This is a genomic window from Bradyrhizobium sp. ma5, from assembly GCF_042258955.1.
Taxonomy (GTDB): domain Bacteria; phylum Pseudomonadota; class Alphaproteobacteria; order Rhizobiales; family Xanthobacteraceae; genus Bradyrhizobium.
In genome coordinates, this window is sequence record NZ_CP170156.1 from 8,080,189 (window position 1) to 8,106,174 (window position 25,986).

Annotated in this window: 24 protein-coding genes; 9 read left to right on the forward strand and 15 right to left on the reverse strand. The window is 64.8% G+C overall.

What is annotated here, in order from left to right; all coding sequences use genetic code 11:
* Positions 1 to 18 precede the first annotated feature (18 nt).
* A complete protein-coding gene (locus tag ACE103_RS38200; protein WP_375777197.1) occupies positions 19 to 1,158 on the reverse strand; it encodes a patatin-like phospholipase family protein in 1,140 nt (379 codons plus the stop codon).
* 398 nt (positions 1,159 to 1,556) lie between these two features.
* Here ACE103_RS38200 and ACE103_RS38205 point away from each other — a divergent pair, with 398 nt between their 5' ends.
* The gene (locus ACE103_RS38205; RefSeq protein ID WP_375777198.1) at positions 1,557 to 2,981 is read left to right on the forward strand and encodes a toll/interleukin-1 receptor domain-containing protein; all 1,425 of its coding nucleotides are present in this window, start codon (positions 1,557 to 1,559) and stop codon (positions 2,979 to 2,981) included.
* A gap of 40 nt (positions 2,982 to 3,021) precedes the next feature.
* On the opposite strand, the gene ACE103_RS38210 is transcribed toward ACE103_RS38205, so the two are convergent.
* The 3 genes from ACE103_RS38210 to ACE103_RS38220 form a co-directional block, all read right to left on the reverse strand.
* Positions 3,022 to 3,750, reverse strand: coding sequence for a hypothetical protein (locus ACE103_RS38210; RefSeq protein ID WP_375777199.1), 729 nt, complete (start codon positions 3,748 to 3,750; stop codon positions 3,022 to 3,024).
* A 108-nt stretch (positions 3,751 to 3,858) separates the two neighbouring features.
* Entirely contained in the window at positions 3,859 to 4,101 is a 243-nt protein-coding gene (locus tag ACE103_RS38215) for a hypothetical protein (RefSeq protein ID WP_223966703.1), read from the reverse strand.
* Between the two features lie 114 nt (positions 4,102 to 4,215).
* A complete protein-coding gene (locus tag ACE103_RS38220; RefSeq protein WP_375777200.1) occupies positions 4,216 to 5,214 on the reverse strand; it encodes an NAD(P)H-dependent flavin oxidoreductase in 999 nt (332 codons plus the stop codon).
* Between the two features lie 65 nt (positions 5,215 to 5,279).
* On the opposite strand from ACE103_RS38220, the gene ACE103_RS38225 reads away from it, so the two are divergent.
* Positions 5,280 to 6,842: an AMP-binding protein gene (locus tag ACE103_RS38225; protein WP_375777201.1), complete on the forward strand. Its 1,563-nt coding sequence runs from the start codon at positions 5,280 to 5,282 to the stop codon at positions 6,840 to 6,842.
* A gap of 41 nt (positions 6,843 to 6,883) precedes the next feature.
* On the opposite strand, the gene ACE103_RS38230 is transcribed toward ACE103_RS38225, so the two are convergent.
* The 8 genes from ACE103_RS38230 to ACE103_RS38265 form a co-directional block, all read right to left on the reverse strand.
* On the reverse strand, positions 6,884 to 7,840 hold the full coding sequence (locus ACE103_RS38230; RefSeq protein WP_375777202.1) for an alpha/beta fold hydrolase: 957 nt from the start codon (positions 7,838 to 7,840) through the stop codon (positions 6,884 to 6,886).
* Positions 7,841 to 8,007: 167 nt separating this feature from the next.
* On the reverse strand, positions 8,008 to 10,149 hold the full coding sequence (locus ACE103_RS38235) for an ATP-binding protein (RefSeq protein ID WP_375777203.1): 2,142 nt from the start codon (positions 10,147 to 10,149) through the stop codon (positions 8,008 to 8,010).
* 236 nt (positions 10,150 to 10,385) lie between these two features.
* Positions 10,386 to 11,159 (reverse strand): thioesterase family protein, encoded by a 774-nt coding sequence (locus tag ACE103_RS38240; RefSeq protein WP_375777204.1) that lies wholly within the window; start codon positions 11,157 to 11,159, stop codon positions 10,386 to 10,388.
* Positions 11,159 to 12,130, reverse strand: coding sequence for a nitronate monooxygenase family protein (locus ACE103_RS38245; RefSeq protein WP_223966698.1), 972 nt, complete (start codon positions 12,128 to 12,130; stop codon positions 11,159 to 11,161). The genes ACE103_RS38240 and ACE103_RS38245 overlap by 1 nt, the downstream gene beginning before the upstream one ends.
* A 170-nt stretch (positions 12,131 to 12,300) precedes the next feature.
* The gene (locus tag ACE103_RS38250) at positions 12,301 to 12,831 is read right to left on the reverse strand and encodes a hypothetical protein (RefSeq protein WP_375777205.1); all 531 of its coding nucleotides are present in this window, start codon (positions 12,829 to 12,831) and stop codon (positions 12,301 to 12,303) included.
* 82 nt (positions 12,832 to 12,913) lie between these two features.
* Entirely contained in the window at positions 12,914 to 13,495 is a 582-nt protein-coding gene (locus ACE103_RS38255) for a YqaA family protein (RefSeq protein WP_223966697.1), read from the reverse strand.
* 63 nt (positions 13,496 to 13,558) lie between these two features.
* Positions 13,559 to 13,972: a phosphoribosyl-ATP diphosphatase gene (gene hisE, locus ACE103_RS38260; protein ID WP_223966696.1), complete on the reverse strand. Its 414-nt coding sequence runs from the start codon at positions 13,970 to 13,972 to the stop codon at positions 13,559 to 13,561.
* Between the two features lie 123 nt (positions 13,973 to 14,095).
* Entirely contained in the window at positions 14,096 to 14,530 is a 435-nt protein-coding gene (locus tag ACE103_RS38265) for a hypothetical protein (protein ID WP_375777206.1), read from the reverse strand.
* A 262-nt stretch (positions 14,531 to 14,792) separates the two neighbouring features.
* Here ACE103_RS38265 and ACE103_RS38270 point away from each other — a divergent pair, with 262 nt between their 5' ends.
* The 6 genes from ACE103_RS38270 (at position 14,793) to ACE103_RS38295 (ending at position 22,418) form a co-directional block, all read left to right on the forward strand.
* The gene (locus ACE103_RS38270; protein ID WP_223966694.1) at positions 14,793 to 15,848 is read left to right on the forward strand and encodes an ABC transporter substrate-binding protein; all 1,056 of its coding nucleotides are present in this window, start codon (positions 14,793 to 14,795) and stop codon (positions 15,846 to 15,848) included.
* A gap of 139 nt (positions 15,849 to 15,987) precedes the next feature.
* Entirely contained in the window at positions 15,988 to 17,766 is a 1,779-nt protein-coding gene (locus ACE103_RS38275) for a glucan ABC transporter ATP-binding protein/ permease (RefSeq protein ID WP_223966693.1), read from the forward strand.
* 251 nt (positions 17,767 to 18,017) lie between these two features.
* Positions 18,018 to 19,391, forward strand: a complete 1,374-nt coding sequence (locus ACE103_RS38280; RefSeq protein ID WP_374707959.1) for a D-alanyl-D-alanine carboxypeptidase family protein — start codon at positions 18,018 to 18,020, stop codon at positions 19,389 to 19,391.
* A 165-nt stretch (positions 19,392 to 19,556) separates the two neighbouring features.
* Positions 19,557 to 21,239 (forward strand): long-chain fatty acid--CoA ligase, encoded by a 1,683-nt coding sequence (locus ACE103_RS38285; RefSeq protein ID WP_223967201.1) that lies wholly within the window; start codon positions 19,557 to 19,559, stop codon positions 21,237 to 21,239.
* Between the two features lie 27 nt (positions 21,240 to 21,266).
* Positions 21,267 to 21,824: a DUF924 family protein gene (locus ACE103_RS38290; protein WP_375777207.1), complete on the forward strand. Its 558-nt coding sequence runs from the start codon at positions 21,267 to 21,269 to the stop codon at positions 21,822 to 21,824.
* A 108-nt stretch (positions 21,825 to 21,932) separates the two neighbouring features.
* Positions 21,933 to 22,418, forward strand: coding sequence for a peroxiredoxin (locus ACE103_RS38295; RefSeq protein ID WP_223966688.1), 486 nt, complete (start codon positions 21,933 to 21,935; stop codon positions 22,416 to 22,418).
* Between the two features lie 196 nt (positions 22,419 to 22,614).
* Here the strand turns inward: ACE103_RS38295 and rnhA are convergent, their stop codons facing one another.
* Genes rnhA through ispH form a run of 3 tightly spaced genes read right to left on the reverse strand, consistent with a single transcriptional unit; the run spans position 22,615 to position 25,024 of the window.
* A complete protein-coding gene (rnhA, locus tag ACE103_RS38300) occupies positions 22,615 to 23,076 on the reverse strand; it encodes a ribonuclease HI (RefSeq protein WP_375777208.1) in 462 nt (153 codons plus the stop codon).
* Positions 23,064 to 24,044 carry a homoserine kinase gene (locus tag ACE103_RS38305; RefSeq protein WP_375777209.1) on the reverse strand — a complete coding sequence of 327 codons (981 nt, stop codon included), beginning with the start codon at positions 24,042 to 24,044 and terminating at the stop codon, positions 23,064 to 23,066. Before ACE103_RS38305 ends, rnhA begins: the two co-directional genes overlap by 13 nt.
* A 5-nt stretch (positions 24,045 to 24,049) precedes the next feature.
* Positions 24,050 to 25,024 carry a 4-hydroxy-3-methylbut-2-enyl diphosphate reductase gene (ispH, locus tag ACE103_RS38310; RefSeq protein ID WP_298366052.1) on the reverse strand — a complete coding sequence of 325 codons (975 nt, stop codon included), beginning with the start codon at positions 25,022 to 25,024 and terminating at the stop codon, positions 24,050 to 24,052.
* Positions 25,025 to 25,253: 229 nt separating this feature from the next.
* Between ispH and ACE103_RS38315 the strand changes: the two genes are divergently transcribed.
* Positions 25,254 to 25,949 (forward strand): DUF1013 domain-containing protein, encoded by a 696-nt coding sequence (locus tag ACE103_RS38315; RefSeq protein ID WP_050405544.1) that lies wholly within the window; start codon positions 25,254 to 25,256, stop codon positions 25,947 to 25,949.
* The last annotated feature ends 37 nt before the right edge of the window (positions 25,950 to 25,986 follow it).

The following is a 25,986-nucleotide window of genomic DNA, read 5'->3' on the forward strand; positions in this document are numbered from 1 at the left end:
ACGCCGCTCCGCGCAGCATCACGTGAGATCGAAGGCCGCCGGGAAATGTTCCGGCTTGACCTGCTCCTTCGCGGCGAGTTGTCCGATCCCGGCGAGTTCGTCCATGTTCTTGGGGTCGTCCATCGCGGCAACCTTCACAAGCGCGTCCGGCGTCCGGTCGATGCAGAGCTTGTCCTTCAGCCAGGCCGTTTCGAGCAGCACGTTGTAGCGCGCATAGGTCGCGAGTTGCGGCCCGTTCTGACTATCCGCGATCATATCCGTCACCGCGCGATCGATCGGCCATGGCGTCAGGCAATTGGTCAGCCATTGCAGCATGCCGTGATTGTGCCGGCTGCAATCGTCCATGAGCGATTGCAGCGAGCGCACACCCTGCTCCGCCGCTGGCATGCGGACGATCTGGTCGGTCGCATAGGTCGCCCTGAATACGCCGGTACCCGCCGAGATCAGCAGCAGCTTGTCCTTGCCGCTATGCCAGCGAAAGCCGTGGCCATGGAGTGCCGCGAGCATCAGGAGTTGCAGCGCCGGATCGTTGAACGGGCTGACGCCGCCGTCGACGAAGGCACCGCTGACCGTGTGACCGTCGCGCGCCGAGATCGTGATCTCCTCGGGTTTGAAATAGGTTGGCGCAGCGGTGCTGGCGCGCACCACCTGGGTCAGCCGCAACGCACAGTCCTGCTTGGCAAAGGTCGCGTCCGGATGATTGTGCAACGGCCAGGGACTGCCGGTATCGAGCCGCTTGGTCATGATCATCAGGCCGGTGCGGATGCGATCGCCGCCGAGCACGGTATCGGCGCCGAGCTGCGCATCGAGCGCGTGCTGCAAGGCGTCGGAATCGAATTTCGGCGCCAGCAACCCCCGCCGCCAGAATGACTCCTGAAAGATGTCCGTACCGATCCCGCGATAGAGCTTCTTCAACGCATCCACGGTCATGCCGCAGGCAAGCCCGGCTGCGATGATCGATCCGGTCGAGGTGCCCCCGATCAGGTCGAAATAGTCGCAAAGCAGCAGGTCGTTGTTCTTGTGCCGCTCGCGCAACTGCGTCTCAATCGCGGCCAGATATTCGAGCGTCAGAATGCCGCGAATGCCGCCGCCGTCGAGCGCCAATATCCGCTTCGGTCCGGCGTCACGATCAAGATGCTGCTGCTTGGTCTTCGGCATGACTGCTCCCGGACTATGACTTTTGCTGATCTCGATACGGCCAACCGATCACGGCCGAAGGGCTCAATTGGTCGCGGGTCCCGGCGCGAACGGCGCCGGGCCATGAAATGAAGCGACGCGTTCAAATCGACACATCGGCCGAGTTTCGAAAAATTTTAGTCAGTCTATCCCGGAGCACGGCAAGCGTCGCGCGCCGGTTCCCTGCGTATCTTGCACATGGCACACCCTAAGGTATAGTGAGATACATCACTGGCAGGCGGTTTTTCTTTTTCGCGCCCGACGATCGCAGATTTCAGAGACGAGCTATCATTCAGCCCGCGGCGGGACGTACAGCCGCGGCATTCGGCCGACGAGACACGGCCAGCCGTCGCATAAAATTCATGCAGATCGGATTTGCCATGCCAAATGATTTCTCGGTCTTTATCAGCCATCGTGCCGAAGACAGATTTCTCGCGCGTCTGTTGAAGGCGCGGCTCGAATATCTCAGCAGCCTGGACGGTCAACGTTCGGTGGAGTGCTTCGTCTGCGAGGAAATTCCCGGCGGCACGGAATGGCGGCAATGGATGATCGACAACACGGCGAAGGCCGACTGCCTGATCTTCATTCACACCAATGCCGAGCACAATTGGACGTGGTGCGCGTCCGAGATCGCCCAGTTCGACGGCTACAAGCGCGCGCTGAAGCTGATGTCAAAGGTGCTGTGGTTCTCGGTCGACAGCTCGCCGTCGTTTCCGATGCTGGCGGAGAACGAGTTTTACGGGGTCGGCGAGGACGAGGTCCGGCGGTTTCTCGAAGATCTGTTCGTGCGGCCGACCTTCGGTGCCATGCCGCTGCGGCCGAAACTGAACGCCAATCACGTCCGCGACTTCAACGAGGCGGTGAAGGACTTGCACGCGCAGTTCATGCAGATCACCCGCCCGGAAGAGCTGTTTCGTCTGCGACTTCGCATCGTGTTCAGCGATGAGTTGTCGTTCCGGCAGAAGGCCGATGCGCTGAAGGCATTGCCGCCCTCAGACCGCGCGCGCGGATTCCTGACGGATGCGAAGCTGGAAGCGGATCCCGCCACCACCACGCTGCTGTCGGGCCCTGATGCCGCGACGCTGGACTGGGAAGACCTGCTCAGTGCCCAGAATCGGTATGACAGCGGCGCCTGGCTCGACGAGTTGACGAGCTACGTCGCGAACTCGTTCGCCGACGTGGATATCGCCTGCCGGCGAAACCGGGAGCAGGTGCTCAGTCCGATATTCCGCGATTTGAAGCTGTATCAGCCGGTCATTGCCCGGCTCGAATATCTCGACAGCACGCCGTTCTCGGTCGTCATCATCTTCGTGCCGATGCCGCCATTCAGCGAGGATCCAAGGCTGATGGTGGCGCAGAACATGCCGAAGGACATCGTCTTCCTGTCGATCCTGCTGCGCCTCGCGCGGCGCTTCCGATGGTCGTTCCTCGAACCGCTCTACAACGCAGTCGAGAACCTCGACGAGGACTTCACCGCCAAGCGTTGGGACGATCTGCTGCAGCGCTATCACGAATGCCTGGAAAACCTCGATTCAATCCTGCGACAGGGCAACATGCGCGAGCTCGAGACCGTCGGCGACATCAAGTCGACGATCAACATCTCCGACGATGCGCTCTTGAAGGAGATGTTCAAGGATTGGGGGACGTTTCAGACCCGGCTTGCGCAGGCCATCGAGAAGAAGTCGCCGGGCGATGTGCGGCAGACGCTGGAGCCCTGGCTCAAGCGCAACAAGGACTTCATGAAGCAACTGCTCGTCGAAACCCAGGGCAAGGTGGACAAGCTGCGGCCGCTTGAGGCCCATTAAAAATGGTCGGCCGCAGGTTCGGCGCGACCGACCCTTGCGCTCAGATCATCGAGGCGACGCGTTCGAGGCCGATCAGGCGCGCCAGCGAACGGACCTCGTTCTTCTGATCCTCGCGGAGCTGGAACAACAGCGGCATCGCTGCGGACTTCAGCTGCTGGACTTCCTCGGAGTCGGGATCGATCGGCATGCTGCCCGCGGCGGGGTTGCCCGTGCGCTTGGCGTGGATCTTGCGCGCGACGGCGCGCAACGCGGTCTCGACCGCCGGCCAGTAGTATTCCTGCGACGATGACAGCTTCAGCCGGTCCTTGATGCCGGCGATCTGCGCGTCGCTGAGCAGCGCGTAGGTCTTCTGCGGCGCGGGCTTGGCGGCGGCCTTCGGCGGCGGCGCGGGGGCAGCCGGCGCAGATGCGGGCTCGGCGATCTTCGGCTGGGCCGCAACGACGGGGTCGGCGATCGTCGGCAGGCCGAGATCGGCAGGCTCGGCGGAGGCATAGGCCTGACGCACGGTATCGGGCGCGCCCGGGATCGCGGCTTGCGCCCTTAGCAGGAGCGGCGACGGACTGGCGGGAGGCTCGGCCGGCTGCGGCGGCTCGAAGGCGGCAGTCGCAAGCGTCGTGACCGCGAGCTTGTCCTGCTTGCCGGCGCGATTGGCGACCGGACCAATGTCGGCCTGCGCCGCCGGCAGGCTGTCACGGCCCAAAATGGCTGTTATCGCGGCGCCGGCGAGGAGGAGGCAGGTCAGCGCGGCGAGGGTGATGGCTCTGGTCAAAAACTACTCCATTCCCGGCCGGTGTTGCCGCAAACTGCGCGAGAAATGCGGCGTTACCGTGCCGTGACAGCGCCAAATAGGTGAAATTGTCCCGAAACGGCCCGAAAATCAGGCCGCAGCGTCAAGCTCATAGGCTTCCTGGATGTCGGCCACGATCTCATGCGCCGTCCAGAGGGCACCGGGCTGGACCGAGTGCAGGCTGACGGTCCAGTTGGTGCGGCGGGTGCGCGGCGTGCTGACGATATCGAATTCGACCTGACGGCACAGCGGATGCCGCTGCAGGGCGTAGAACACGCGGTTCCGGAGATCGTCGAGCGATGCCGGGGTCTTGGCGAGCGCCTCAAAAGCCATGTCGCATTCCCACTACTGCCGGGCGGCCAGCCGCGGCGGCGGACCATCCCGTGGCGCATAGTTGGAACTGGCATGGTTAATGCCGCGTTAAGCGGACAGGCGGGACTTGATGGGTCAGGCGAGCCGCACCCGCGCGCTTGCCGCCTCGTACTCGGCGATCGTCTGGGCCAGCAGATCATCGACCGCGAGCACCCCGGTCACCCCCGAGGTGGAATGACCGCCGCTCCAGATGTCGCGCCAGCGCTTCGGCCGGCTTTCGCGAGCGCCGATGTCGATGTCCTTGCCGATGTCGATCGCGCCGCGCGCCGGCAAATTGTCGGGATCGAGCCCGGCGGCCTCGATCGAGGGCCGCAGCATGTTGGTCTGCAGGCCCGTGAAGGCCGTCGTGAGCAGGATATCGTCGGCGGTCGCCTCGACCAGCATCTGCTTGTACCTCGCGTCCGCCATGCTCTCGCGCGTCGCGATGAACTTGGTGCCCATATAGGCGAGATCGCAGCCGAGCGCCTCTGCGGCGCGCAGCGCGTGGCCGTCGCTGATGCCGCCGGCCAGCACGATCGGGCCATCGAAGAACGCGCGCACCGCGCGGACGAACACGAACGGATTGAGCCAGCCGGTTTGCCCGCCGGCGCCCGCGGTGAGCAGCACGAGCCCGTCGGCGCCGACTGCTGCCGCGCGCTCGGCATGACGGATCGAGGCGACGTCGGCGAACACCAGCGCGCCGGCATCGTGCAGCGGCGCGAGCACCGGCGCCGGCGAGCCGACCGAGGTGATCACGAGTTCGGGCTTGTGCCGCAGCAGCACCGCGAGATCCTGCGCCAGCCGCGTGTTGGAGCGATGCACGATCAGGTTCGGACAGATCGGCGCGGCCGCCATGCCGCTCGCATCGGCATGCGCTTGCAGGCGGTGCTCGATGTCGCCGAGCCACGCATCGAGCTGTTCCGTCTCACGGCAATTCACCGTCGGAAACGAACCGATCACGCCGTTGCGGCAGGCGGCTACCACCAGCTCGACGCCCGACACCAGAAACATCGGCGCGGCAATCAGCGGCAACCTGAGGCGATCGCGAAAACGCGTGAGAAGATCAGCGGACAAGTTGTTTCTTCCCTGCATCATTGTGTTAGCGTTGCGCCAACATTGGCACGAGAGAGGCCAAAGACAAAGGCGGGAGGGACAACGACATGAGCAATCCGCTCTATGCATTTCCAGCGGTGTGCGAGCAGACCTTGCGCGCGCTGGCGCGCTATCCGTCGCGCACGGCCTTCGCATGGCCGGGCGGCTCGCTCAGCTATCAGGGCGCGACCGATTTGATCGGACGGATGCAGAGCGTGTTCACGCGGCTCGGCTTTGCGCCGGGCACCCGCGTCGCGATGCTCACTGCTAACCGTGCCGACAGCTGGTGCGCCGGCGTCGCCGCCCAATTGTCGCGGCTTGCGATCACCTGGCTGCACCCGCTCGGTTCGCTCGACGACCAGCTGTTCCAGATCGAGGACTCCGAGGCCGAGATGCTGATCATCGACGGCATCACGTTTCGCGATCGCGGCGGCGAGCTCGCGGCGAAGGCGGCGAGCCTGAAGACCGTGTTCACGCTCGGCCCGGCGGATTACGGCGCCGACCTGTTGCAGGTGGTCGAGGATGCCGGCAGCGCGACCGCGAAGAACTTCGCCCGCGAGGACGACATCTCGACGTTAAACTACACCGGCGGCACGACCGGCAAATCCAAGGGCGCACTGCGCTATCACCGCGAATATGGCGGCTTCGCCGCCGCCATCCTCGCCGACTTCGAGATTCCAGAGACGCCGCGCTATCTCACGGTGGCGCCGATCAGCCATGTCGCGGGTACAAAAGTGCTGCCGACGCTCATGCGCGGCGGCACCGTGCACATGCTGAAGGGGTTCGATCCGGAAGCCGTGTTCACGACCATCGCGCGCGAGAAGATCAACTTCACGCTGTTCGTGCCGACCATGATCTATGTGATGCTGGATCACCCGGCGCTTCCCAAGACCGACCTCTCCTCGCTCGAGCTGTTGCTCTACGGCGCCTCCGCGATGTCGCCGAGTCGGCTGGTCGAGGGCATCGCGCGGATCGGCCCGGTGTTCTCGCAACTCTACGGCCAGACCGAATGCTATCCGGTCTCGGTGCTGCGCAAGGCGGACCATGACCCGAAGACGCCGGAGCTGTTCCTGTCCTGCGGCTTCCCGATCACCGCCTGCCAGGTGAAGATCCTCGATCAGGACGACCAGGAGGTCGCGACCGGCGAGGCCGGCGAGATCTGCGTGCGCGCCACGCATGTGATGGCCGAATACTGGAAGCGGCCCGACATCACGGCGGATACGCTGAAGAGCGGCTGGCTGCACACCGGCGACATCGCGCGCAAGGACGAGCGCGGCTACATGTTCATCCTCGACCGCAAGAAGGACATGATCGTCTCCGGCGGCTTCAACATCTTTCCACGCGAAGTCGAGGATGTGCTGTCGCAGCACGCCGACGTCGCGATGGTCGCGGTGGTCGGCGTGCCCGACGACAAATGGGGCGAGGCCGTCACCGCCGTCGTGGTAGCGCGCGAGGGCTCGACGCCCGACGCTGACGAGCTGATCGGCCTCGTGAAGGCAAAGAAGGGCTCGGCGCACGCGCCGAAACAGATTCAGTTCGTCAAGGAGCTGCCGATGACCGGCGTCGGCAAGGTCGACAAGAAGGTGCTGAAGGCGCGCTTCTGGTCCGGTCGCGACCGCATGGTGGGGTGACAGACTCAACCGGTCATCCGGACGGCGGCAGGTTTTCGACATCATTCCTTGTGCTGGTCCAGACGCGCAAGAAAATCGCGAACCAGCGTGGCGATCTCGTCGGTCGCTTCGTCGAGTGCGAAATGTCCGGCGTCCAGGATGTGCACCTCGGCTTTCGGCACATCGTCGGCATAGGCGTTTGCACCGGCGACAATGAAGGACGGGTCGTATCTGCCCCAGAGGACAAGGGTTCGCGGCTGCGTCTCGCGAAGCCATTTCTGCCAGAGCGGATAGGAGGCAACGTTAGTCCGGTAATCCAGGAACAGCGTGGCCTGGATGTCGGTCTGGCCCGGGCGGGCCAGAAACGCGGATTCGTCACCCCACATATCCGGATCGTAGCGATCGGGATGCGGGCTCGTACCGACATGACGCAAACGCGTCGCCTCGGCGGAGGTGAAGTTGGCCTTGAGCTTGTCGAGCTCGCCTGCCGGATCCGCCCAGAACTTCCTGCGCGCTTCCCAAACCGGGCCCAAACCCTGTTCGTGGGCGACCGCGTTCTGGATGATGATGGCGCTGATACGTTCGGGATGGGCAAGCGCCAGACGGAAGCCGATGGGCCCGCCATAGTCCTGCATGAACAGCACATAGTGACCAAGACCGAGCTTTGTCGCGAACTCGCTCGTCACGCGCGCGAGATTGTCGAAGGTGTATTCAAAATTGGACGGCGCAGGCGCACTGCTGTTGCCGAATCCGGGATAATCAGGGGCGATGATATGATATTTATCCGCCAGCAGAGGCAGCAGCGGCTCCCACATCCGCGATGAGGAAGGAAAGCCGTGCAGCAACAGCACGACCGGTGCGTCGGCCGGCCCGGCTTCGCGGTAGAAGATGTTGAGGCCCAGAACGTCCACCGTGTGATACGAAATCGATCGCCGGCTCGATTGCAGGTCGCTTGCCGCAACCTGCATGGCCATGCCGGCGAGAACGGCAGAGATCGCCAGTCGGGTGAATACCTTCATAACGCAGCTCCCACGTGGTGCTCGTCGTTCTTCAACGTGATGTAAGCAACACCGGTGACGCGCTTATCCTCCCGCGCGGCCATCGCGCGCAGATCACGTTTCCGACATTGTCAGCCGCGCGGCCGCGGTTCGCGGCAGCGTGTCGAGGCGCCGTGCAAGCGCGGCTTTCAATGTGACGGGGAAAGAGTGGAAGGCGAGGCGAGACTGTCGGCGCTGGCAGCGACCGTGTGCTGTCCCGCCCCCTGCCCCAGCAGCTGATCGAGCCGCTCGCGCAGCTGATCCTGGTGGTAGGGCTTGGCCAGCCGCGGCAGGTCGACCTGGGTGCCATCGGGCAGCTCGGCATAGCCGGTGGCGAGCAGGACGACGAGATGCGGGCGCAACTCGCGCGAGGCCGCGGCGAGCTCGAGGCCGGTCATGCCGGGCATCACGTGATCGGTCATCATCAGGTCGATCTTCTGGTCGCTCCTGAGGATATCAAGCGCGTGCGGTCCAGAACTGGCGCCGATCACGCGATGGCCGAGGTCCTCCAGCATCTCCATGGTCGACATCGCAATCAGCGGATCGTCGTCGACCAGCAGGATCACCGCCGAGCGCTTGACCTTCTGTGCCGCCGGCGCCGGGCCCTCGACCGCCGGCGCTGTTGTCGCGACCGGCAGCACCAGCACGGCCGTGGTGCCCTTGCCCACCGCGCTCGACAATTGCAGCGCGCCGCCGAGCTGCACCGCGAGCCCATGCACCATCGACAGGCCGAGCCCGGTCCCCTTGCCCACCGGCTTTGACGAGAAGAACGGCTCGATCGCTCGCTTCAGCACGTCCGGCGACATACCGGTGCCGCTGTCGACCACCGACAGTTTCAGGTAGCTGCCCGGCTGGAGCGCGGGATCACTTTTGGCCTGATCGTTTTTGACCTGCCAGGCCGCGAGGCGGATCTCGATCACGCCGCCATCCGGCATCGCATCGCGCGCGTTGATCGCAAGGTTGAGCACCGCAAGCTCGAGCTGGTTGGTATCGACGCAGGCCGCCGGCAGTCCGTCCGGGATGTCAAGCCGCAGCGTGATGCGTGGCCCGAGCGAGCGCTCGAGTAACTCACTCATGTCGCGCACCAGCGCGCCGAGATCGACCGGCACCGCGCGCAGATCCTGCTGCCGTGCGAATGCCAAGAGCCGCTGCGTCAGCGAGGCACCGCGCTCGGCGCCCTGCAACGCGCCGTCGACCAGCCGGCGCAGGCGCGGATCCTCCGGCATCCGCTTGCGCAGCAGATCGAGATTGCCCATCACGGCCATCAGCAGATTGTTGAAGTCGTGCGCGACGCCACCGGTGAGCTGGCCGATCGCCTCCATCTTCTGCGCATGGCGGAGCTGTTCCTGCGCCCGCTCGCGCGCGGCGACCTCCTTCATCAGGTCGGCGGTGCGCTGCTCGACCCGCTGCTCCAGCGTCGCGGTGAGCTCGGCAAGCGCTGTGCGCTCCGCGGCGAGCTGCGCCAGCAGCGCCTCGCGCTCGATCTCCGCGGTCTTGCGCGCGGTGATGTCGGAGCAGACCCCGACCAGCGACCGGATGCTGCCGTCGGGCCGGCGCACCGCGCGGGCGCGCACATCGAGCCAGTGCTGGGTGCCGTCGGGCCAGATGATGCGATACTCGATCCGGTAATCCGCGCCGGTGCGCAACGTTTGCTCGACGGTTTCGCTGCGGCGAGCGCGGTCATCGGGATGCACCGCGTCGAGCAGATCCTGATAGGTGAAGGGACCGCGAGGCTTGCGCCCGAAGAATGTCTTGCAGGTCGGCGACGGCTCGAGCTCGAAATCCGGCAGATGAAGTTCGAGCGCGCCGAGATGGCCGGCATCGAGCGCGGTCTGCAACAGGTCTTCGCTCTCGGTCAGGTCTTCCAGGATCTGGCGGGTCTGGTACTGGCGGCGGCGGCCGCGGACCGCCGCAGCGACCAGGCTCACCAGCGTGGTCGGATGGAACGGCCGCTCGATGAAGGTGACATTGCCGAGCGCGCGGCCGAGCCGTGCCGCTTCGGGATTGCGCTCGGGCCCGCCCTTCTCGCTCATCAGCACGATGGGAAAATCCGACCATGACGGCTGCTCGTTCAGCCAGCGCGTCAGGCCGACAAGGTCGGCGGTCCTGATCGCCTCATCGGCAATGATGGCAAGGCCCGCCCCGCTTGCGACCTGGCGCTCGAACTCGGCGAGGTCGCCGCAGATGTTGGCGTAATAGCCGGCTTCCTTGATCAGGTGTGCGGTGTTGACGGCGTCCCGCTCGCTCGCGGCGAGGATGACCGCGCGTTCCGAGGACGGGCCGGGCTTCACCGCGTGGCTCCGAGCCACCGCACAGCGCTGATAACAGCCGCCCGAAACGCACAGGGCCGCCGGACGGCCTTGGCCAGGAAATCGGCGGCGAGATCGATGCGCGTCATGACACCCCCTAACGAGACCAAAACTCGTTGGTGCCGCCAACCGTTCCGGACCCGCGGGGGTATTTTTGTACAAGGGCGGCCGCTGAGGGGCTACCCTAGTCCATCGCGGTGGGCGAAATGGGTCCGGCGCTAGCGCCGCTCGATCACCAGGCTCTGGACGGCCCTGCCGAAATAGCCGCGCTGGTCGGCGAGCCGCGACATCGCAAGCCCGACACCGTCAGGCCCGATCCAGGTTTCGCTGTCGAGCAGGACCCAGTCGCCGACCGGCTCCCGCGCCAGGCTCACGGTGAGGTCGGCATTGATGAAGGTCCACTGGCTGAAATCGAGCGCCGGTGAAACGCCGTTGGAGAAATCCGAAGCGACCACGGCACGCATCGCCTGCGAGACGACGGAGCCCTCGATCAGCGGCTGGTTGACGCGGAACCAGATCGCGCCCGGGCCCAGCACGCCGAAGCGGCCGCGCGCGGCCCGCATCGAGATGTTCTTCGTGAACGGACTGTTCGCAAGATTGCCCGGCTCGACCGTGCTTTCGTCGGGGCCCGGCAGATCGACCGGAAGGGCTGCGATATCGGGCGGCAGCTCGGCTGTCTGCTGCTTGATCTTCAGCACGGTGGCCGAGACGACGAGGACGCCGTCGGCGAGCAGCCTGACGCCGCAGAGCTGGATCTTGCGGCCGTCGCGCAGGATCTCGCTCGAGACCGTCAGCGGCGCCACCGGCACCGGACGCATCAGGTCGATCGTGACCCGCGCGATCCGCATCGGCACCGGCGCGGGGATAGCTTCGGCAGCCCACACCACCAGCGCGGCCGGCGCGGAACCATGCTGCATCCGCGGGTCCCATGGACCCGCGGCATCGGGACTGGTGACGACGCGGTCGCCGTCAACGCGAAAGATCGGCTCCATCAACCAAGTGCCGGATCGACCGCTTCGTCATACTCTTTCTTGAACCGGCCAATCAGCTCGGCCGCGGGCACCACCTTGGAGATGCTGCCGACGCCCTGGCCGGAGCCCCAGATCTCTTTCCAGGCCTTCGGCTTGGCGCGCTCGCCGGAGGAGTCGGTGCCAAAGCTCATCTTCGAGGGATCGGAGGTCGGCAGGTTTTCCGGATCCATGCCCGCGGCGACGATCGACGGCTTCAAATAGTTGCCGTGCACGCCGGTGAACAAATTGGAGTAGACGATGTCCTCGGCGGACGAATTGGTGATCATGCTCTTGTAGCCCTCGACCGCGTTTGCCTCTTTGGTCGCAATGAAGGCGGAGCCGATATAGGCGAAGTCGGCGCCGATGATGCGCGCGGCGCGAATGGCGCGACCGTTGGCGATGGTGCCCGACAATGCGATCGGCCCGTCGAACCACTGCCGCGTCTCCGACACGAACGGAAACGGCGACAACGTGCCGGCATGACCGCCGGCGCCGGCCGCGACCAGGATCAGGCCGTCGGCGCCCTTCTCGATCGCCTTGTGCGCGAACTTCTGGTTGATCACGTCGTGGAACACGATGCCGCCCCAGCCGTGGACGGCCTGGTTGAGCTCCTCGCGCGCGCCGAGCGATGAGATGATCATCGGCACCTTGTGCTTCTCGCAAAGCGCCATGTCGTGATCGAGCCGGTTGTTCGACTTGTGCACGATCTGGTTCACCGCGAACGGCGCCGACGGCCGCTCCGGATGCGCCTTGTCGTAGGCGGCAAGCTCTTCCTTGATCCGGTACAGCCATTCGTCGAGCAGTTCCGGCGGCCGCGCGTTCAGCGACGGAAACGAGCCGACCACGCCGGCCTTGCACTGGGCGATGACGAGGTCGGGCACCGAGATGATGAACAGCGGCGCCCCGATCACGGGAAGAGACAGGCGGCCCTTGAACAGAGCAGGCATGGACATAGGCGGCGGATCCTCAAGCTGGTTGGTCTCGAATGCTGAGCGTCATACCAACAAGGCAATCTTTCCACTGTCAAGGATTGCGTTCTGGCGCTGCAAAAGGATGACAAAACCTCATCCACACACGGCATTTTTCGCAGGCGTATGGTATCCCAGACGCAGTATTGCCGGTCCTATTGGCAGACTGCCCGTGTCACGAAATTTTCCGTCTTGCAGTCGTTCGGCCCGCGCTTGTGGCCCGGCAGATAGACCAGCGGCGAGCATTTCTCGGAGGCGTCGGTATCGATGCTCTTGCCCTCCTTGAAGCCCTTGCTCTGGCACAGCCGGTCGGCGCCGATCTTGCAGTCCGGCGCACCGTTCGAGGCCACCACGCAGGCTGCGCGCCCGGTCACCATCGTCGAGGGGCGCGCGATGTTCGACAGATCGTTGATGGTCTCGCCGGGGCTCTTCAGCTGTGGCAGCACCGACTTCGACTTCTCGAACAGCTTTCCGATTTCGTTGATCGGTCCCGGATTCTCGCGCTCGACGGGCGCGGGCGGCAGCTCGATCGGTTGCGGCTGAACTTCCACAGGCGGCGACTGTACGCCGAGCGCGGGCGGCGCAGCCTGCGCCCATCCGCGGTCGATCTCAGGCAGCGCCATCGACAGCGCTAGGCCCGCGATCGCAACGCACGCCCTGGCGGAATTGAGTCTCGCGAGATTCACCGGTCGTCGATTCCATCAGCCAACGTAACGACCGTAGTCCGAAGCCGTCCGCGAGCAAAGACGCGAACGGCTAGAACTTTGGTCAGATCAGCTTGAATGCGACAACAAAGCCCAGCACCAGCACGATCGCGCCGATCGCGACCCACAGGCCAAGCCGCTTCTCGAGTTCGGCGCGGATGATATCGCCATAGCGGTTGAGCAGCACCGCGACGAAGAAGAAGCGGCCGCCGCGTGCGACGATCGAGCACAGGATGAACAGCCAGATGTTGTAGCCGGCAAAGCCCGACGTGATCGTCACGAGCTTGTAGGGGATCGGCGTCAGCCCCTTCACGAGGATGATGACGGCACCCCACTCGGCATAGGAAGCGCGGAACGCGTCGACCTTGTCGGAGAGGCCATAGAGATGGATCAGCCATTGTCCGAGCGAGTCGTAGAGCAGCGCGCCGATCGCGTAGCCGAGCACGCCGCCGGCGACCGACGCGACGGTGCAGACGGCCGCGAACCACCAGGCCCGCTTCGGCCGCGCCAACGACATCGGCAGCAGCATGATGTCAGGAGGGATCGGGAAGAAGGAGCTCTCGGCGAAAGCGACGGCCGCGAGAATCCACAGTGCGTAGGGCTTGTCGGCCGCCGCGACGCACCAGTCGTAAATCCGTTTCAACATGGGCGCGATGAACCATCATGGAGCGGATTTGTCCATGCCGGGAATGGATCGAATTTGGTTGATTTACGACTGCCGTTTGCGCAGCCGGTTCTCCAGCGCGACAATTCGACGCCGAACCACCGGAACGGGCGCGGTCTTGGACAGGGACTTGGAGACCTTGACCGGCGACTTCGGGAGCTTCTCGGCGATCCCGAGCAGCCGCTCGCGCCGCGCCATCTCGCGCCAGACATCCTCGGGCTTCACGCCTAGCGACGCCCAGAGAACGGTGAGATTGTAGAGCAGGTCCGCGCTCTCGCGGACGACGGCGTCCGGCTTGCCGGTAACGGCGTCGATCACGACCTCGACCGCTTCCTCGGCGAGCTTCTTGGCCATCTTGGCCGGCCCGCGCTGGAACAGCCGTGCCGTGCGCGACGTAGCCGGATCAAGATCCTTGGCCGCGATCACCGCCTGGTAAAGCCGCTCGATCGAATCACTCATCCTACGAGCCTAATCGAAACGCGTCGCCAGCGTGTTAACGACCCGACCGACAACGAAAAATCCACCGGCCTCGCAGCCGGTGGATTCGATCTATTGTGACAGTTCTGAGAACCGACGACGGCGTCAGTACGGCGTATACGGCAGTGCCGAGCGGCGCCCGTAATAGCCGTGATAACCATAATACGGTCCGCCGCCGTAATAGGCCGGGCCACCACCATAATAGGCTGGACCGCCGTAGCCCGGACCGCCATCGTAGTAGCCATAGGAGTCGTAGTAGTCGCGACGGTTCTGGGCCGCGGCGATTGCCAGGCCCGTGCCGACGATCCCGGCGAACGCAGCCGCGGCAGCCGCGCCACCGCCGCCATAGTAGCGACGGCGCGCGCTGATGTCGGTTGCGCCGCTCGTGCCGTGCGACGTGGTCACGGCCGCCGCCTTGCCTGCCGGAGCAGAGCCTGCGAACGCCATCGTCGGCTCAACGGCCGTCAACGCCACCGCGGCAACCGTTGCCAATGTGGCTGCGCGGCCAATAGACGAAAAAACACCTTTTCGCGCAAACATTGCAGTCATCCTTTTTGGAAGCCGGCCCGACGGGCCCTGGTTAGCTAACCACTGCCTCTACATTAGGTTCCCCAAACCGAATGCAAGCTGAACAACCTGAGGTGAAATCGAGGCAGTCATCGGCCGTTCACCTTGCCTGGGGCAGAATGCATGCAAATAACGCTTGAAATTGATGCTTGAATTGCACGCTGCCCTGGCGCATTCGATGTCATGAAGCAGGCGCAGCCGGCGCGGCACTTTGTCTCGCCTCCCGGATGTCATGATGCAGGTAAGTCGGACCACCGTTCTCCGCTGGATACTGGCCGGCATGATCGGCCTTTCGGGCGGCGTGTGGCCGGCCGTCACACCGCTGCGCGCCGGCGACGCGCCGCAGCCGATCACCATCCAGTTCACGCTCGACCGTCCGCTTGATGCCGCCGCGGCCCCATTCGTGATGGCGTCGGCCGGCGGCCTGTTCAGCGCCGAGGGCCTTGCGGTCGGCACCAACGTCGCCACCAGCTCGGCGGACGCCATCGCGCGCGTCGCCGACGGCTCGAGCGATTTCGCCCTCGTCGATATCAACGCGCTGATCCGCTTTCGCGACAAGCCGGGTGCGGCCCCCGTCAAGGCGGTGTTCGTGCTGTTCAACCAGGCGCCCTATGCGATCATCGCCCGCAAAAGCCGGGGCATCAAGGCGCTGACCGACATTCAAGGCAAGAACCTCGGCGTCGCCGAGGGCGACCTCTCGATCCGGCTGTGGCCCGCGGTCGCCAGGCAGAACGGCATCAAGCTTGCGAGCGTGAAGCAGAACACGATCAGCGCCGCGGTGCGCGAGCCGATGCTCTCCGCAGGCCAGATCGATGCCGTCACCGGCTTCTCCTATCTCTCGGCGATCAATCTGCGCGATCGCGGCGTGCCCGCCGACGATCTCGCGGTGCTGCGCTTCGCCGACTATGGCTGCGAAGCCTATGGCTTTGCCGTGATCGTCAGCCCGCGCCTTGCGGCGGCTAAGCCGGACGCGGTGAAAGGCTTCGTGCGCGCGGTGATCGGCGGCACCAACCTCGCGGTCAAGGACCCCGCCCGTGCCGCGGGCGAGGTGGTGAGCCGGATGGATGGCGGTTCGCGCGATCTCGAGCTTGAGCGGCTAGGCGCCATCATCCGCGACAACATCCTGACCGGCGAGGTGAAACGCGACGGCCTCGGCGGCATCGAGGTGGAGCGCTTCGAGCGGTCGGTCGACCAGCTCGCCGAAGACTTCAAATTCCAGAAGCGGCCGCACGCCGCCGACATCTTCGACGACCAATTCCTGCCGCCGATCGACGGCCGGCTGGTGAATTGAGAGTTGCCCTCCGCGCAGTCGTCGTGCCCGGCAAATCGCGGAGCGCGATACGTCACCGCCCGGCTGGCCCTCGCCCGCGAACCCTGATTAAATTGCATCCCGCCTGACCGGGCGCCCACCGCTGACGAGTCCCGCCGGCATGTCCATGCTTCGCCTCTATACCCGCGTCCTCGAACTGCTCGGCAAGGAGGCGCGGCTCGGCTGGATCCTCGCCGCGGCCAACATGCTGCTCGCCGGCGCGCAATTCGCCGAGCCGGTGCTGTTCGGCAAGATCGTCGACGTGCTGTCGGGCCGGCCGGTCACCGGGTTGTTCGCGACCTCCTCGGCATGGCCGCTGCTCGCGGCCTGGGCGGCGTTCGGCCTGTTCACGATCGGCTGCAGCGCGATCGTAGCACTACAGGCCGACCGTCTCGCGCACCGCCAGCGCCAGGCGGTGCTGACGGATTATTTCGAGCACATCCTGCAGCTGCCGCTGACCTTCCACTCCGGCACCCATTCCGGGCGACTGATGAAGGTGATGCTGAACGGCACCGACGCGCTGTGGCGGCTCTGGCTCGGCTTCTTCCGCGAACACTTCGCCGCGATCATGTCGCTGATCGTGCTGCTGCCGCTCGCGCTCTACATCAACTGGCGGCTGGCGATCCTGCTGTTCGCACTCTGTGTCGTGTTCACCGTGCTGACCACGCTGGTGGTGCGCAAGACCTACGGCATGCAGAGCGAGGTCGAAGCCTATTACAGCGACCTCTCGGCGCGCGCCTCCGACGCGCTCGGCAATGTCGCGCTGGTGCAGAGCTTCGTGCGGATCGATTCCGAGGTGCAGGGCCTGCGCTACGTCGCCGACAAGCTGCTCGCGGTGCAGATGCCGGTGCTGTCATGGTGGGCGCTGGTCACCGTGATCACGCGCGCCTCGACCACGATCACGGTGCTCGCGATCTTCACGGTCGGCATCGCGCTCCACAACGAGGGCCTCACCACGGTCGGCGAGATCGTGATGTTCGTCTCGTTCGCGACCATGCTGATCCAGAAGCTCGAGCAGGTGGTGAGCTTCATCAACAACGTATTCATGGAAGCGCCGCGGCTGCAGGAATTCTTCGACGTGCTCGACGCGGTGCCGGCGGTGCGCGACCGGCCCGGCGCGGTCGATCCCGGCCGGCTGTCGGGGCTGGTCGAATTCAACGACGTCTCGTTCTCCTATGACGGCAAGCGGCCGGCGATCGAGGATCTCAGCTTCACCGCATTGCCCGGCCAGACCATCGCGCTGGTCGGCTCGACCGGCGCCGGCAAATCCACCGCGATCGCGCTGCTGCATCGCGCGTTCGATCCGCAATCCGGCATCATCAAGATCGACGGTATGGACATACGCGCGCTGAAGCTGACGGCGCTGCGGCGGAACATCGGCGTGGTGTTCCAGGAGGCGCTGCTGTTCAACCGCTCGCTCGCCGACAATCTGCGTGTCGGCAAGCCCGATGCGACCGACGAGGAGCTGCGCACCGCCGCGGCGCGCGCGCAGGCGCTGGATTTCATCGAGCGCAGCGAAAAGAAGTTCGACACCCATGCCGGCGAGCGCGGCCGCATGCTCTCCGGCGGCGAACGTCAGCGATTATCAATTGCGCGTGCGCTGCTCAAGGATCCGCCGATCCTGATCCTCGACGAGGCGACCAGCGCGCTCGACGCCGTCACCGAGGCCAAGGTGAATGCTGCTCTCGACGAAGTGATGAAGGGCCGCACCACCTTCGTGATCGCGCACCGTCTCTCGACCATCCGCTACGCCACCCGCATCCTGTTGTTCGACCAGGGACGGGTGATCGAAAGCGGAACTTTCGATGAACTGGTAGCGAAAGGCGGGCGTTTTGCCGAACTTGCGCGGGCCCAGTTCATGGTCCAGGAACAGGCGCGCGCCGGCATCGAGGCACCATAATTCTGCCCTTTCCAATTGAGGCGGCTGCCGAAATTCAGCCGATTTCGTCCACGATATAATTGGCCGGCCTCTGTTCTCAGCTGGCAAGCCGGTATAGGTTTGCATCGCCGCAATGCGGCGCCGGACACGCTTGAAACCCGTACGTCACATCGCAAGACCTCCTTCTCGAAGGCGGGTCTCAAAGGACCGGAACCGTCGTGTATTTTCCTCGCCCGCTGCGCCCGTCGTTGAAATGGATTCTGGCCGTCGCGATGCTCGCCATCGCAACGCCGCAGATCGCGCAAGCCGAGGCGCTGCTGGTCGTCGAGGCCGATTCCGGAAAGGTGCTGCAGGCCGACAACGCCACTATGCCGTGGTATCCGGCCTCGCTCAGCAAGCTGATGACCGCCTATGTGACGCTGAAGGCGGTCAAGGATGGCCGGGTGTCGCTCGACACGCTGCTCACGGTGTCGCCGACTGCGTCATCACAGTCGCCCTCGAAGATGGGCCTTCGGCCCGGCACCCAGGTCACCGTCGACAACGCGCTCAAGATGATGCTGGTGAAGTCGGCCAACGACATGGCCGTGGTGCTGGCCGAGGGCATCGGCGGCTCGATCGACGGCTTTGCCGGCGAAATGAACCAGACCGCGCAAAAGCTCGGCATGACGCAAACGAGCTACGTCAACCCGAACGGCCTGCCTGCCGATGGCCAGATCACCTCGGCGCGCGACATGGCGATCCTCGCCCGCGCCATCATCCGCGACCTGCCGGAATACGAGTATTTCGTCCACATCCCGTCGATCCGCTTCGGCCGCCGCGTCACCCAGAACTTCAACAAGCTGATCGGCCGCTATCCCGGCGCCGACGGCTTCAAGACCGGCTTCATCTGCGCCTCCGGCTACAATCTCGTGGCGTCGGCGACGCGCGACGGCAAGCGGCTGATCGCCGTGGTGCTCGGCGCCTCCTCGGGCCGCATGCGCGCGATCCGCGCCGCGCAGCTCCTGGATCGCGGCTTTGCCAATAACGGGCTGGCGTGGCTGCGGCCCTCGCTCGGCACCGTCGACAATCTGGTGCCGATCGATACCACCCCGCCGAACCTGCGCGAGGAGATGTGCGGCGCCAAGCACAAGCGGCCCGCCAGCGACGAGGACGGAGAAGACACCGTCGCCAGCGCCGGCGCGAGCACCAACGGCGACAGCGGCGTGAGCTTCTTCGCCTCGGGCCTACAGGCCGCGATGCCGACCAAACCGGCCGACATGCTGGCGCAGCCGGCGGCGGCGTCCGAACCGGTCGTGGTTTATACGGGACCGACCAAGACCGGGGCTGCGCTGATCGCCGCGGTCGATGCCGACACCGAGAAGCTGCAGCCGGCCAAGCGCGCCAAGGGCAAGCACACCCGTGTCGCCGGCAAGAAGTCCGATGCGGCCGACGACGCCAAGGGTGATGCCAAGAGCGCTTCCAAGTCGGACAACAAGCCGGCGGCCAAGCCGGTGCGTCACGCCAACGCCAAGCCGGATGCCGCAGCTGCGAAGCCCGCCGCGGACAAGCCGGCCGCCGCAAAGCCTGCCGGCAAGCCGGCGGCGGCAAAGCCTGCTGCGAAGCCCAAGGCCGAGAAGCCGAAGGCCGACGCCAAGCCGGCAGGCTAAGCAGAGCGGCGGCCCTCTCCGAATTCCCAATGCGTCGATAGCGCGCAGCGGCTTGCCATTGGCCGCGGCATCGCTCAATACTGCCTGAAATAACACGGTCAAGGACCGGAAAACCCGGAAGCAATCCGGGACGTCAGCCAAAATTTGAGAGAGGGAATAGCCATTATGGAGCGCATCTGGCTCAAGCATTATCCGGCCGGCGTGCCCGCCGATATCGACGTCACGCAATATTCGTCGCTGGTCGAATTGCTGGAAGAGAGCTTCAAGAAGTTCGCCGATCGCAAGGCGTTCATCTGCATGGACAAGGCGATCACCTATCGCGAGCTCGACGAGATGTCGACGGCGCTCGGCGCCTACCTGCAGAGCAAGGGCCTGCAGAAGGGCGCACGCGTCGCGCTGATGATGCCGAACGTGCTGCAATATCCGGTCGCGACCGCCGCCGTGCTGCGCGCCGGCTATGCCGTGGTCAACGTCAATCCGCTCTACACCCCGCGCGAGCTCGAGCATCAGCTCAAGGATTCCGGCGCGGAAGCGATCATCGTGCTGGAGAACTTCGCCACCACCGTGCAGAAGGTACTGCCTAACACCGCGGTGAAGCAGGTGATCGTCGGCAGCATGGGCGACCTGCTCGGCTTCAAGGGCGTCATCGTCAACCTGGTGGTGCGCCGGGTGAAGAAGATGGTGCCGGCCTGGTCGATCCCGGGTGCGGTCGGCTTCAACGAGGCGCTGTCGGCCGGCCGCGGCATGAAGCTCAACAAGCCGGTGCTGACGCGCCAGGACGTCGCCTTCCTGCAATATACCGGCGGCACCACGGGCGTCTCCAAGGGCGCCACGCTGATCCACCAGAACGTACTCGCCAACGTGCTGCAGAATGACGCCTGGCTGCAGCCGGCGCTGAAGAAGCCGCCGATCGTCGACCAGATGGTGATCGTCTGCGCGCTGCCGCTCTATCACATCTTCGCTCTGACGGCGTGCTACCTGCTGGGCGTGCGCTCCGGCGGCACCAATCTGTTGATCCCCAATCCGCGCGACATGGCCGGCTTCATCAAGGAGCTGGCGAAATATCAGGTCAGCTTTTTCCCGGCCGTCAACACGCTCTATAATGGCCTGTTGAACACGCCAGGCTTCGACAAGCTGGATTTCTCCAAGCTGAAGATCGCCAATGGCGGCGGCATGGCGACGCAAAAGCCGGTCGCGGAGAAATGGCTGAAAGTCACGGGAATCTCGTTGTCGGAAGGCTATGGTCTGTCCGAGACCTCGCCGACCCTGACGTGCAATCCCGCGACGATCACGGAGTTCTCCGGGACGATCGGCCTTCCGGTCCCCTCGACCTGGCTCTCGATCCGCGACGACGACGGCAATGAACTGCCGCTCGGCGAAGCCGGCGAAATCTGCGCCAAGGGCCCGCAGGTGATGTCGGGGTACTGGAACAGGCCTGACGAGACCGCCAAGGTGATGACGGCGGATGGCTATTTCCGCACCGGCGACATCGGCGTGATGGACGAGAAGGGCTACACCAAGATCGTCGACCGCAAGAAGGACATGATCCTGGTCTCGGGCTTCAACGTCTATCCGAACGAGATCGAGGAAGTGCTGGCGAGCCATCCGGGCGTGCTCGAATGCGCCGTGATCGGCGTGCCCGACGCGAAGTCCGGTGAGGCGGTGAAGGCCTTCGTGGTCAAGAAGGACCCGAGCGTCACAGCGGAGGACATCATCAAGTTCGCCGCCACCCAGCTCACCGCCTACAAGGTGCCGAAACAGATCGAGTTCAGGGCTGACCTGCCGAAAACCAATGTCGGCAAGATCCTGCGCCGCGAGCTGCGCGACGAGAAGAAGGCCGCGGCGTAAGGACGAGCAAGCGGGCGCTGGACGGACATGACTGACGCTCGCATCGCGACGCCCGCCGACGTCATCGCGTTCTGGCGAGAAGCCGGCCGCGACCGCTGGTACACGCGCGACGACACCTTCGATGCCGAAATCCGCAGCCGCTTCCTTGCCACCTGTCAGAAGGCGGCCGCCGGCGAATTGTCGTCATGGGAGGCGAGCGACGAGGGCGCGCTGGCGCTGACCATCGTGCTCGACCAGTTTCCGCGAAACCTGTTTCGAGGCGACGCCAGGACCTTTTCAAGTGATGCGCTGGCGCGTGACGTGGCAAGGCGCGCCATCGACCGCGGCGTCGACGCGCGGACCGACCCGGTGCTGCGCGAATTCCTCTATCTGCCCTTCGAGCATTCGGAGGACCTCGACGACCAGCAGCGCTGCGTGACGCTGTTCCGGCAATATGACTGCCATCCCGACAACCTGAAATATGCCGAGGACCACGCCGACATCATCCGCCGGTTCGGCCGCTTCCCGCACCGTAACCGGGTGCTGGGCCGGGAAACCACCGCGGACGAACAGGCCTTTCTCGACGCCGGCGGGTTTTCCGGCTGATGACGGAACGGTGACTGGCTTCCCGCATTGCCGTTCCTCCATCAGCTCGTATTGTGCGATCCCACGGCCGGGTTTAAGACAATTCCGCTTCACCGAGGGAGAACAACGATGACGATCAATGTTGGCGACAAGCTGCCGGAAGCCAAGTTTCGCGTAATGACCGCCGAGGGTCCGCAGGTCAAAACCACCGAAGACATTTTCAAGGGCAAGAAGGTCGCCCTGTTCGCAGTGCCCGGCGCCTACACCGGCACCTGCCACAAGATGCATCTGCCGAGCATCTTCCTCAACGCCTATGCCATGAAGAACAAGGGCGTCGACACCATCGCGATCGTCTCGGTCAACGATGCCTTCGTGATGAACGCCTGGAAGCGCGACACCGACCAGCGCGACGAAGCCGTCTTCCTGGCCGACGGCAATGCCGACTTCGCCAAGGCGATCGGCATGGAGCTCGACGCCTCCGGCAACGGCCTCGGCATCCGCTCCCACCGCTACTCGATGCTGGTCGAGGACGGCGTGGTGAAGAAGCTGAACAAGGAGCCGGCTCCGGGCAAGGTCGAGGTCTCCGGCGGTGACACGCTGCTCGGGCAGCTCTGAGCTGACGCCGCACGCACACTGTCGTTGCCCGGCCTGTGCGCAATTGCGCACATGGACTGGGCAACCCAGTACGCCGCGGCCTCACGTTTCAATTACCACTGTCTCTGGAATACTGGATCGCCCGCTTTCGCGGGCGATGACAGTTTCGGGTATGGCGATTGCCGGGATCGCTGATGCGCAGCCGGCGCGCGGCGCGCTACCCCTTCAACCGCGCCATCGCCACACCTTCGCGCGCCAGCTCGTCGGCGCGTTCGTTCTCGGCGTGGCCGGCATGGCCCTTGATCCAGTGCCAGCGCACCTCGTGCGGCTTCAGCGCTGCGTCGAGGCGCTGCCACAGCTCGACATTCTTCACCGGCTTCTTGTCGGCGGTGCGCCAGCCGTTGCGCTTCCAGCCATGGATCCAGGCGGTAATGCCCTGGCGGACGTATTGGCTGTCGGTGGTGAGGTCGACCACGCAGGGCTTCTTCAGGGCTTCCAGCGCCGAGATCGCCGCCATCAGCTCCATTTGGTTGTTGGTGGTGTGGGCCTGGCCGCCCTTCAATTCCTTCTCGACGTCGCCGAATCTGAGGATCGCGCCCCAGCCGCCCGGTCCGGGGTTTCCGGAGCAGGCACCATCGGTGAAGACGATCACATGCGGCTTGTCGCTCACGCCGCGCATCCTGCCGGTGTGATGCCGTAGTCGTTAAGGCTCGCGACGTTCTGATGGAAGCGCAGCTTGCGGACGTATTCCAGCGGATCCTTCGGCTGTACCAGCGCACCCTCGGGCACGTTGAGGAAATCGACTAGGCGCGTCAGCAGGAAACGGAGCGCGGCGCCGCGCGCGAGCAGCGGCAGCGCAGCCTGTTCAGGCCCCGACAATTGCCGCTCGCGGCTATAGGCATTGAGCAGCGCGCGCGCCTTGGTGACGTTGAAGGAATGATCCGGCTCGAAACACCAGGCGTTGAGGCAGATCGCGACGTCGTAGGCCAGGATGTCGTTGCAGGCGAACGGAAAGTCGATCAGGCCCGAGACCTTGTCGCCGAGGAAGAAGACGTTGTCGGGAAACAGGTCGGCATGAATCACGCCGACCGGGAGGTCCGCCGGCCACGCGGCTTCGAGATGATCGAGCTCGCGCGCGATGAAGTCGTGCAGACCCGGCTGCACGCTGTCGGCCCGCGCGGCGGCGAGATCGAACAGCGGCCGCCAGCCGGAGACCGACAGCGGGTTGTTGCGGACCAGCGGAAAGTCGCGGCCAGCCAGATGCATCCTGGCCAGCGCCTCGCCGACGCCGGAGCAATGCGCCACGTTCGGCCGCCGGGGCCACATGCCTTCGAGGAAGTTGATGATCGCCGCGGGCCGGCCGGCAAGCCGGCTATAGACCTCGCCCCTGCGGTTGCGCGCCGGCTGCGGACACGACACCCCGCGCGCGGCGAGATGCGCCATCAGCGACAGGAAATACGGCAGGTCGTCCTCGGCCACGCGCTTCTCGTAGAGCGTGAGGATGTAGGCGCCCTGGCTGGTGTGCAGCAGAAAGTTCGAATTCTCGACGCCCTCGGCGATGCCCTTGTAGGAGAGCAGTTCGCCGATGTCGTAGCTCTTGAGGAATTCCGCGAGGTCTTCGGCGGCAACGTCGGTGTAAACCGCCATATGGTCTATTCCGCGGCGGCAGCGTCGGGCCGCAGCGAACGCGGCAGCGGGAAGAACTCGTTCTCTTCCGCGGCCGAAACCGTCTCCACGTGAAGCTCGAAGCGCTCGGCGAAGGCGCCCATGATCTCCTCGACGATCACTTCCGGCGCCGAGGCGCCCGCGGTGATGCCGAGGCTCTTGATGCCTTCAAACCTGCTCCAGTCGATGTCGCTGGCACGTTGGGCAAGTATCGCGATGGGGCAGCCCTCGCGCTCGGCGACCTCGCGCAGGCGCTGCGAGTTCGACGAGTTCGGCGCACCGACCACGATCAGGGCATCTACCACCGGCGCCACCTTCTTCACCGCGAGCTGGCGATTGGTGGTGGCGTAGCAGATGTCTTCCTTGTGCGGACCGTTGACGTTCGGGAAGCGCTGCTTGAGCAGCGCCACGATCTCCGCGGTGTCGTCGATCGACAGCGTGGTCTGGGTCACGAAGGCGAGGTTGTCGGGATCCTTCGGCACGAAGGTTTTGGCATCCTCGGCGGTCTCGATCAGGGTCACGGCGCCCTCTGGCAGCTGGCCCAGGGTTCCGACCACCTCGGGGTGATGGGAATGCCCGATCAAGAGGATCTCGCGGCCGCGCTTGAAATGGATCGCCGCCTCGCGGTGGACCTTGGTCACCAGCGGGCAGGTCGCGTCCAGCGAGAAGAAATTGCGGGATTTGGCCTCGGCCGGAACCGACTTGGGAACGCCGTGGGCCGAAAACACCACCGGCGCGTTGGTATCGTCGGGGATTTCGGCCAATTCCTCGACGAAAATGGCGCCTTTGGTCTTCAGGCTGTCGACCACATACTTGTTATGGACGATTTCGTGCCGGACATAGACCGGGGCACCATAAATGGTGAGCGCGCGTTCGACCGTATCGATGGCGCGGACCACCCCGGCGCAAAAGCCGCGGGGGGAACAAAGCACGATTCTAAGATCGGGTTTTTTCGCTGACATCAGGCTGTCTCGGGGCAATCTCGGGACCGAATCACCCCTCGCCGGCGGGCGGGGAACGGCCAGTTAGGATAAGGACTTGGGACTGCTTTCGGGCGCTGTCAAGGCGATTTTGCTGGCCCATTGCGCCATTCCCCCCGGAGGGCTTATATAGGCCCTATAATTCCCGTCATCGCCGATGACTACCAGCTTCGCCTCTACAGAGGTGGGCGAAGCACAAAGGAGATTTGCCATGAGCAACGCACCGCTGATGCCGAAGGCGACTGCCGTGTGGTTGGTCGATAATACCGCCCTGACGTTTGATCAGGTGGCCGATTTCACCAAAATGCACCCCCTGGAGGTGCGCGCCATCGCCGACGGCGACGCCGCCCAGGGCATCAAGGGCATGGACCCGATTTCCAACGGCCAGCTGACCCGCGAGGAGATCGAGCGCGGCGAGCGGGACCAGAATTACCGCCTCAGGCTCCAGGAGAGCAAGGTGGTGCTGCCGACCGCCGCCAAGAAGAAGGGCCCGCGCTACACCCCGGTGTCGCGCCGCCATGAGCGGCCGAGTGCGATCCTCTGGCTGGTGCGCAACCACCCCGAGCTCAAGGACGCCCAGATCATGCGTCTGGTCGGCACCACCAAGACCACGATCGCGAGCGTGCGTGACCGCACCCACTGGAACGCGTCGACGCTGACCCCGATGGACCCGGTGACGCTCGGCCTGTGCTCGCAGATCGAGCTCGATTTCGAGGTGCAGCGCGCCGCCAAGGAGAAGCCGACCACGACCGTCTACGGCGGCGCCACGCTGCTGCCGGCCTCCGAGACCACGCGCAAGGACGAGCTCGACGATCAGCCGATCGAGCGGCACGACGATCTCAATGTCGATGCCGTGTTCGCCAAGCTGAAGACGATCGGCGGCAAGAAGGCCGACGACGAGGAGTAAGCGCCGGCTGCGTTTCTCGAAGATCACGATACGAAAC

What these genes read in the sequence shown, in the direction of transcription:
- ispH (WP_298366052.1), bottom strand. Translation starts at nt 25,024, where the DNA reads ATGTCAGCGAAAAAACCCGATCTTAGAATCGTGCTTTGTTCCCCCCGC.
- ACE103_RS38245 (WP_223966698.1), bottom strand. Translation starts at nt 12,130, where the DNA reads ATGTCCATGCCTGCTCTGTTCAAGGGCCGCCTGTCTCTTCCCGTGATC.
- ACE103_RS38295 (WP_223966688.1), top strand. Translation starts at nt 21,933, where the DNA reads ATGACGATCAATGTTGGCGACAAGCTGCCGGAAGCCAAGTTTCGCGTA.
- ACE103_RS38200 (WP_375777197.1), bottom strand. Translation starts at nt 1,158, where the DNA reads ATGCCGAAGACCAAGCAGCAGCATCTTGATCGTGACGCCGGACCGAAG.
- ACE103_RS38280 (WP_374707959.1), top strand. Translation starts at nt 18,018, where the DNA reads ATGCTCGCCATCGCAACGCCGCAGATCGCGCAAGCCGAGGCGCTGCTG.
- ACE103_RS38305 (WP_375777209.1), bottom strand. Translation starts at nt 24,044, where the DNA reads ATGGCGGTTTACACCGACGTTGCCGCCGAAGACCTCGCGGAATTCCTC.
- hisE (WP_223966696.1), bottom strand. Translation starts at nt 13,972, where the DNA reads ATGAGTGATTCGATCGAGCGGCTTTACCAGGCGGTGATCGCGGCCAAG.
- ACE103_RS38275 (WP_223966693.1), top strand. Translation starts at nt 15,988, where the DNA reads ATGTCCATGCTTCGCCTCTATACCCGCGTCCTCGAACTGCTCGGCAAG.
- ACE103_RS38255 (WP_223966697.1), bottom strand. Translation starts at nt 13,495, where the DNA reads ATGTTGAAACGGATTTACGACTGGTGCGTCGCGGCGGCCGACAAGCCC.
- ACE103_RS38205 (WP_375777198.1), top strand. Translation starts at nt 1,557, where the DNA reads ATGCCAAATGATTTCTCGGTCTTTATCAGCCATCGTGCCGAAGACAGA.
- ACE103_RS38290 (WP_375777207.1), top strand. Translation starts at nt 21,267, where the DNA reads ATGACTGACGCTCGCATCGCGACGCCCGCCGACGTCATCGCGTTCTGG.
- rnhA (WP_375777208.1), bottom strand. Translation starts at nt 23,076, where the DNA reads ATGCGCGGCGTGAGCGACAAGCCGCATGTGATCGTCTTCACCGATGGT.
- ACE103_RS38225 (WP_375777201.1), top strand. Translation starts at nt 5,280, where the DNA reads ATGAGCAATCCGCTCTATGCATTTCCAGCGGTGTGCGAGCAGACCTTG.
- ACE103_RS38265 (WP_375777206.1), bottom strand. Translation starts at nt 14,530, where the DNA reads ATGTTTGCGCGAAAAGGTGTTTTTTCGTCTATTGGCCGCGCAGCCACA.
- ACE103_RS38240 (WP_375777204.1), bottom strand. Translation starts at nt 11,159, where the DNA reads ATGGAGCCGATCTTTCGCGTTGACGGCGACCGCGTCGTCACCAGTCCC.
- ACE103_RS38285 (WP_223967201.1), top strand. Translation starts at nt 19,557, where the DNA reads ATGGAGCGCATCTGGCTCAAGCATTATCCGGCCGGCGTGCCCGCCGAT.
- ACE103_RS38315 (WP_050405544.1), top strand. Translation starts at nt 25,254, where the DNA reads ATGAGCAACGCACCGCTGATGCCGAAGGCGACTGCCGTGTGGTTGGTC.
- ACE103_RS38230 (WP_375777202.1), bottom strand. Translation starts at nt 7,840, where the DNA reads ATGAAGGTATTCACCCGACTGGCGATCTCTGCCGTTCTCGCCGGCATG.
- ACE103_RS38220 (WP_375777200.1), bottom strand. Translation starts at nt 5,214, where the DNA reads ATGATGCAGGGAAGAAACAACTTGTCCGCTGATCTTCTCACGCGTTTT.
- ACE103_RS38215 (WP_223966703.1), bottom strand. Translation starts at nt 4,101, where the DNA reads ATGGCTTTTGAGGCGCTCGCCAAGACCCCGGCATCGCTCGACGATCTC.
- ACE103_RS38270 (WP_223966694.1), top strand. Translation starts at nt 14,793, where the DNA reads ATGCAGGTAAGTCGGACCACCGTTCTCCGCTGGATACTGGCCGGCATG.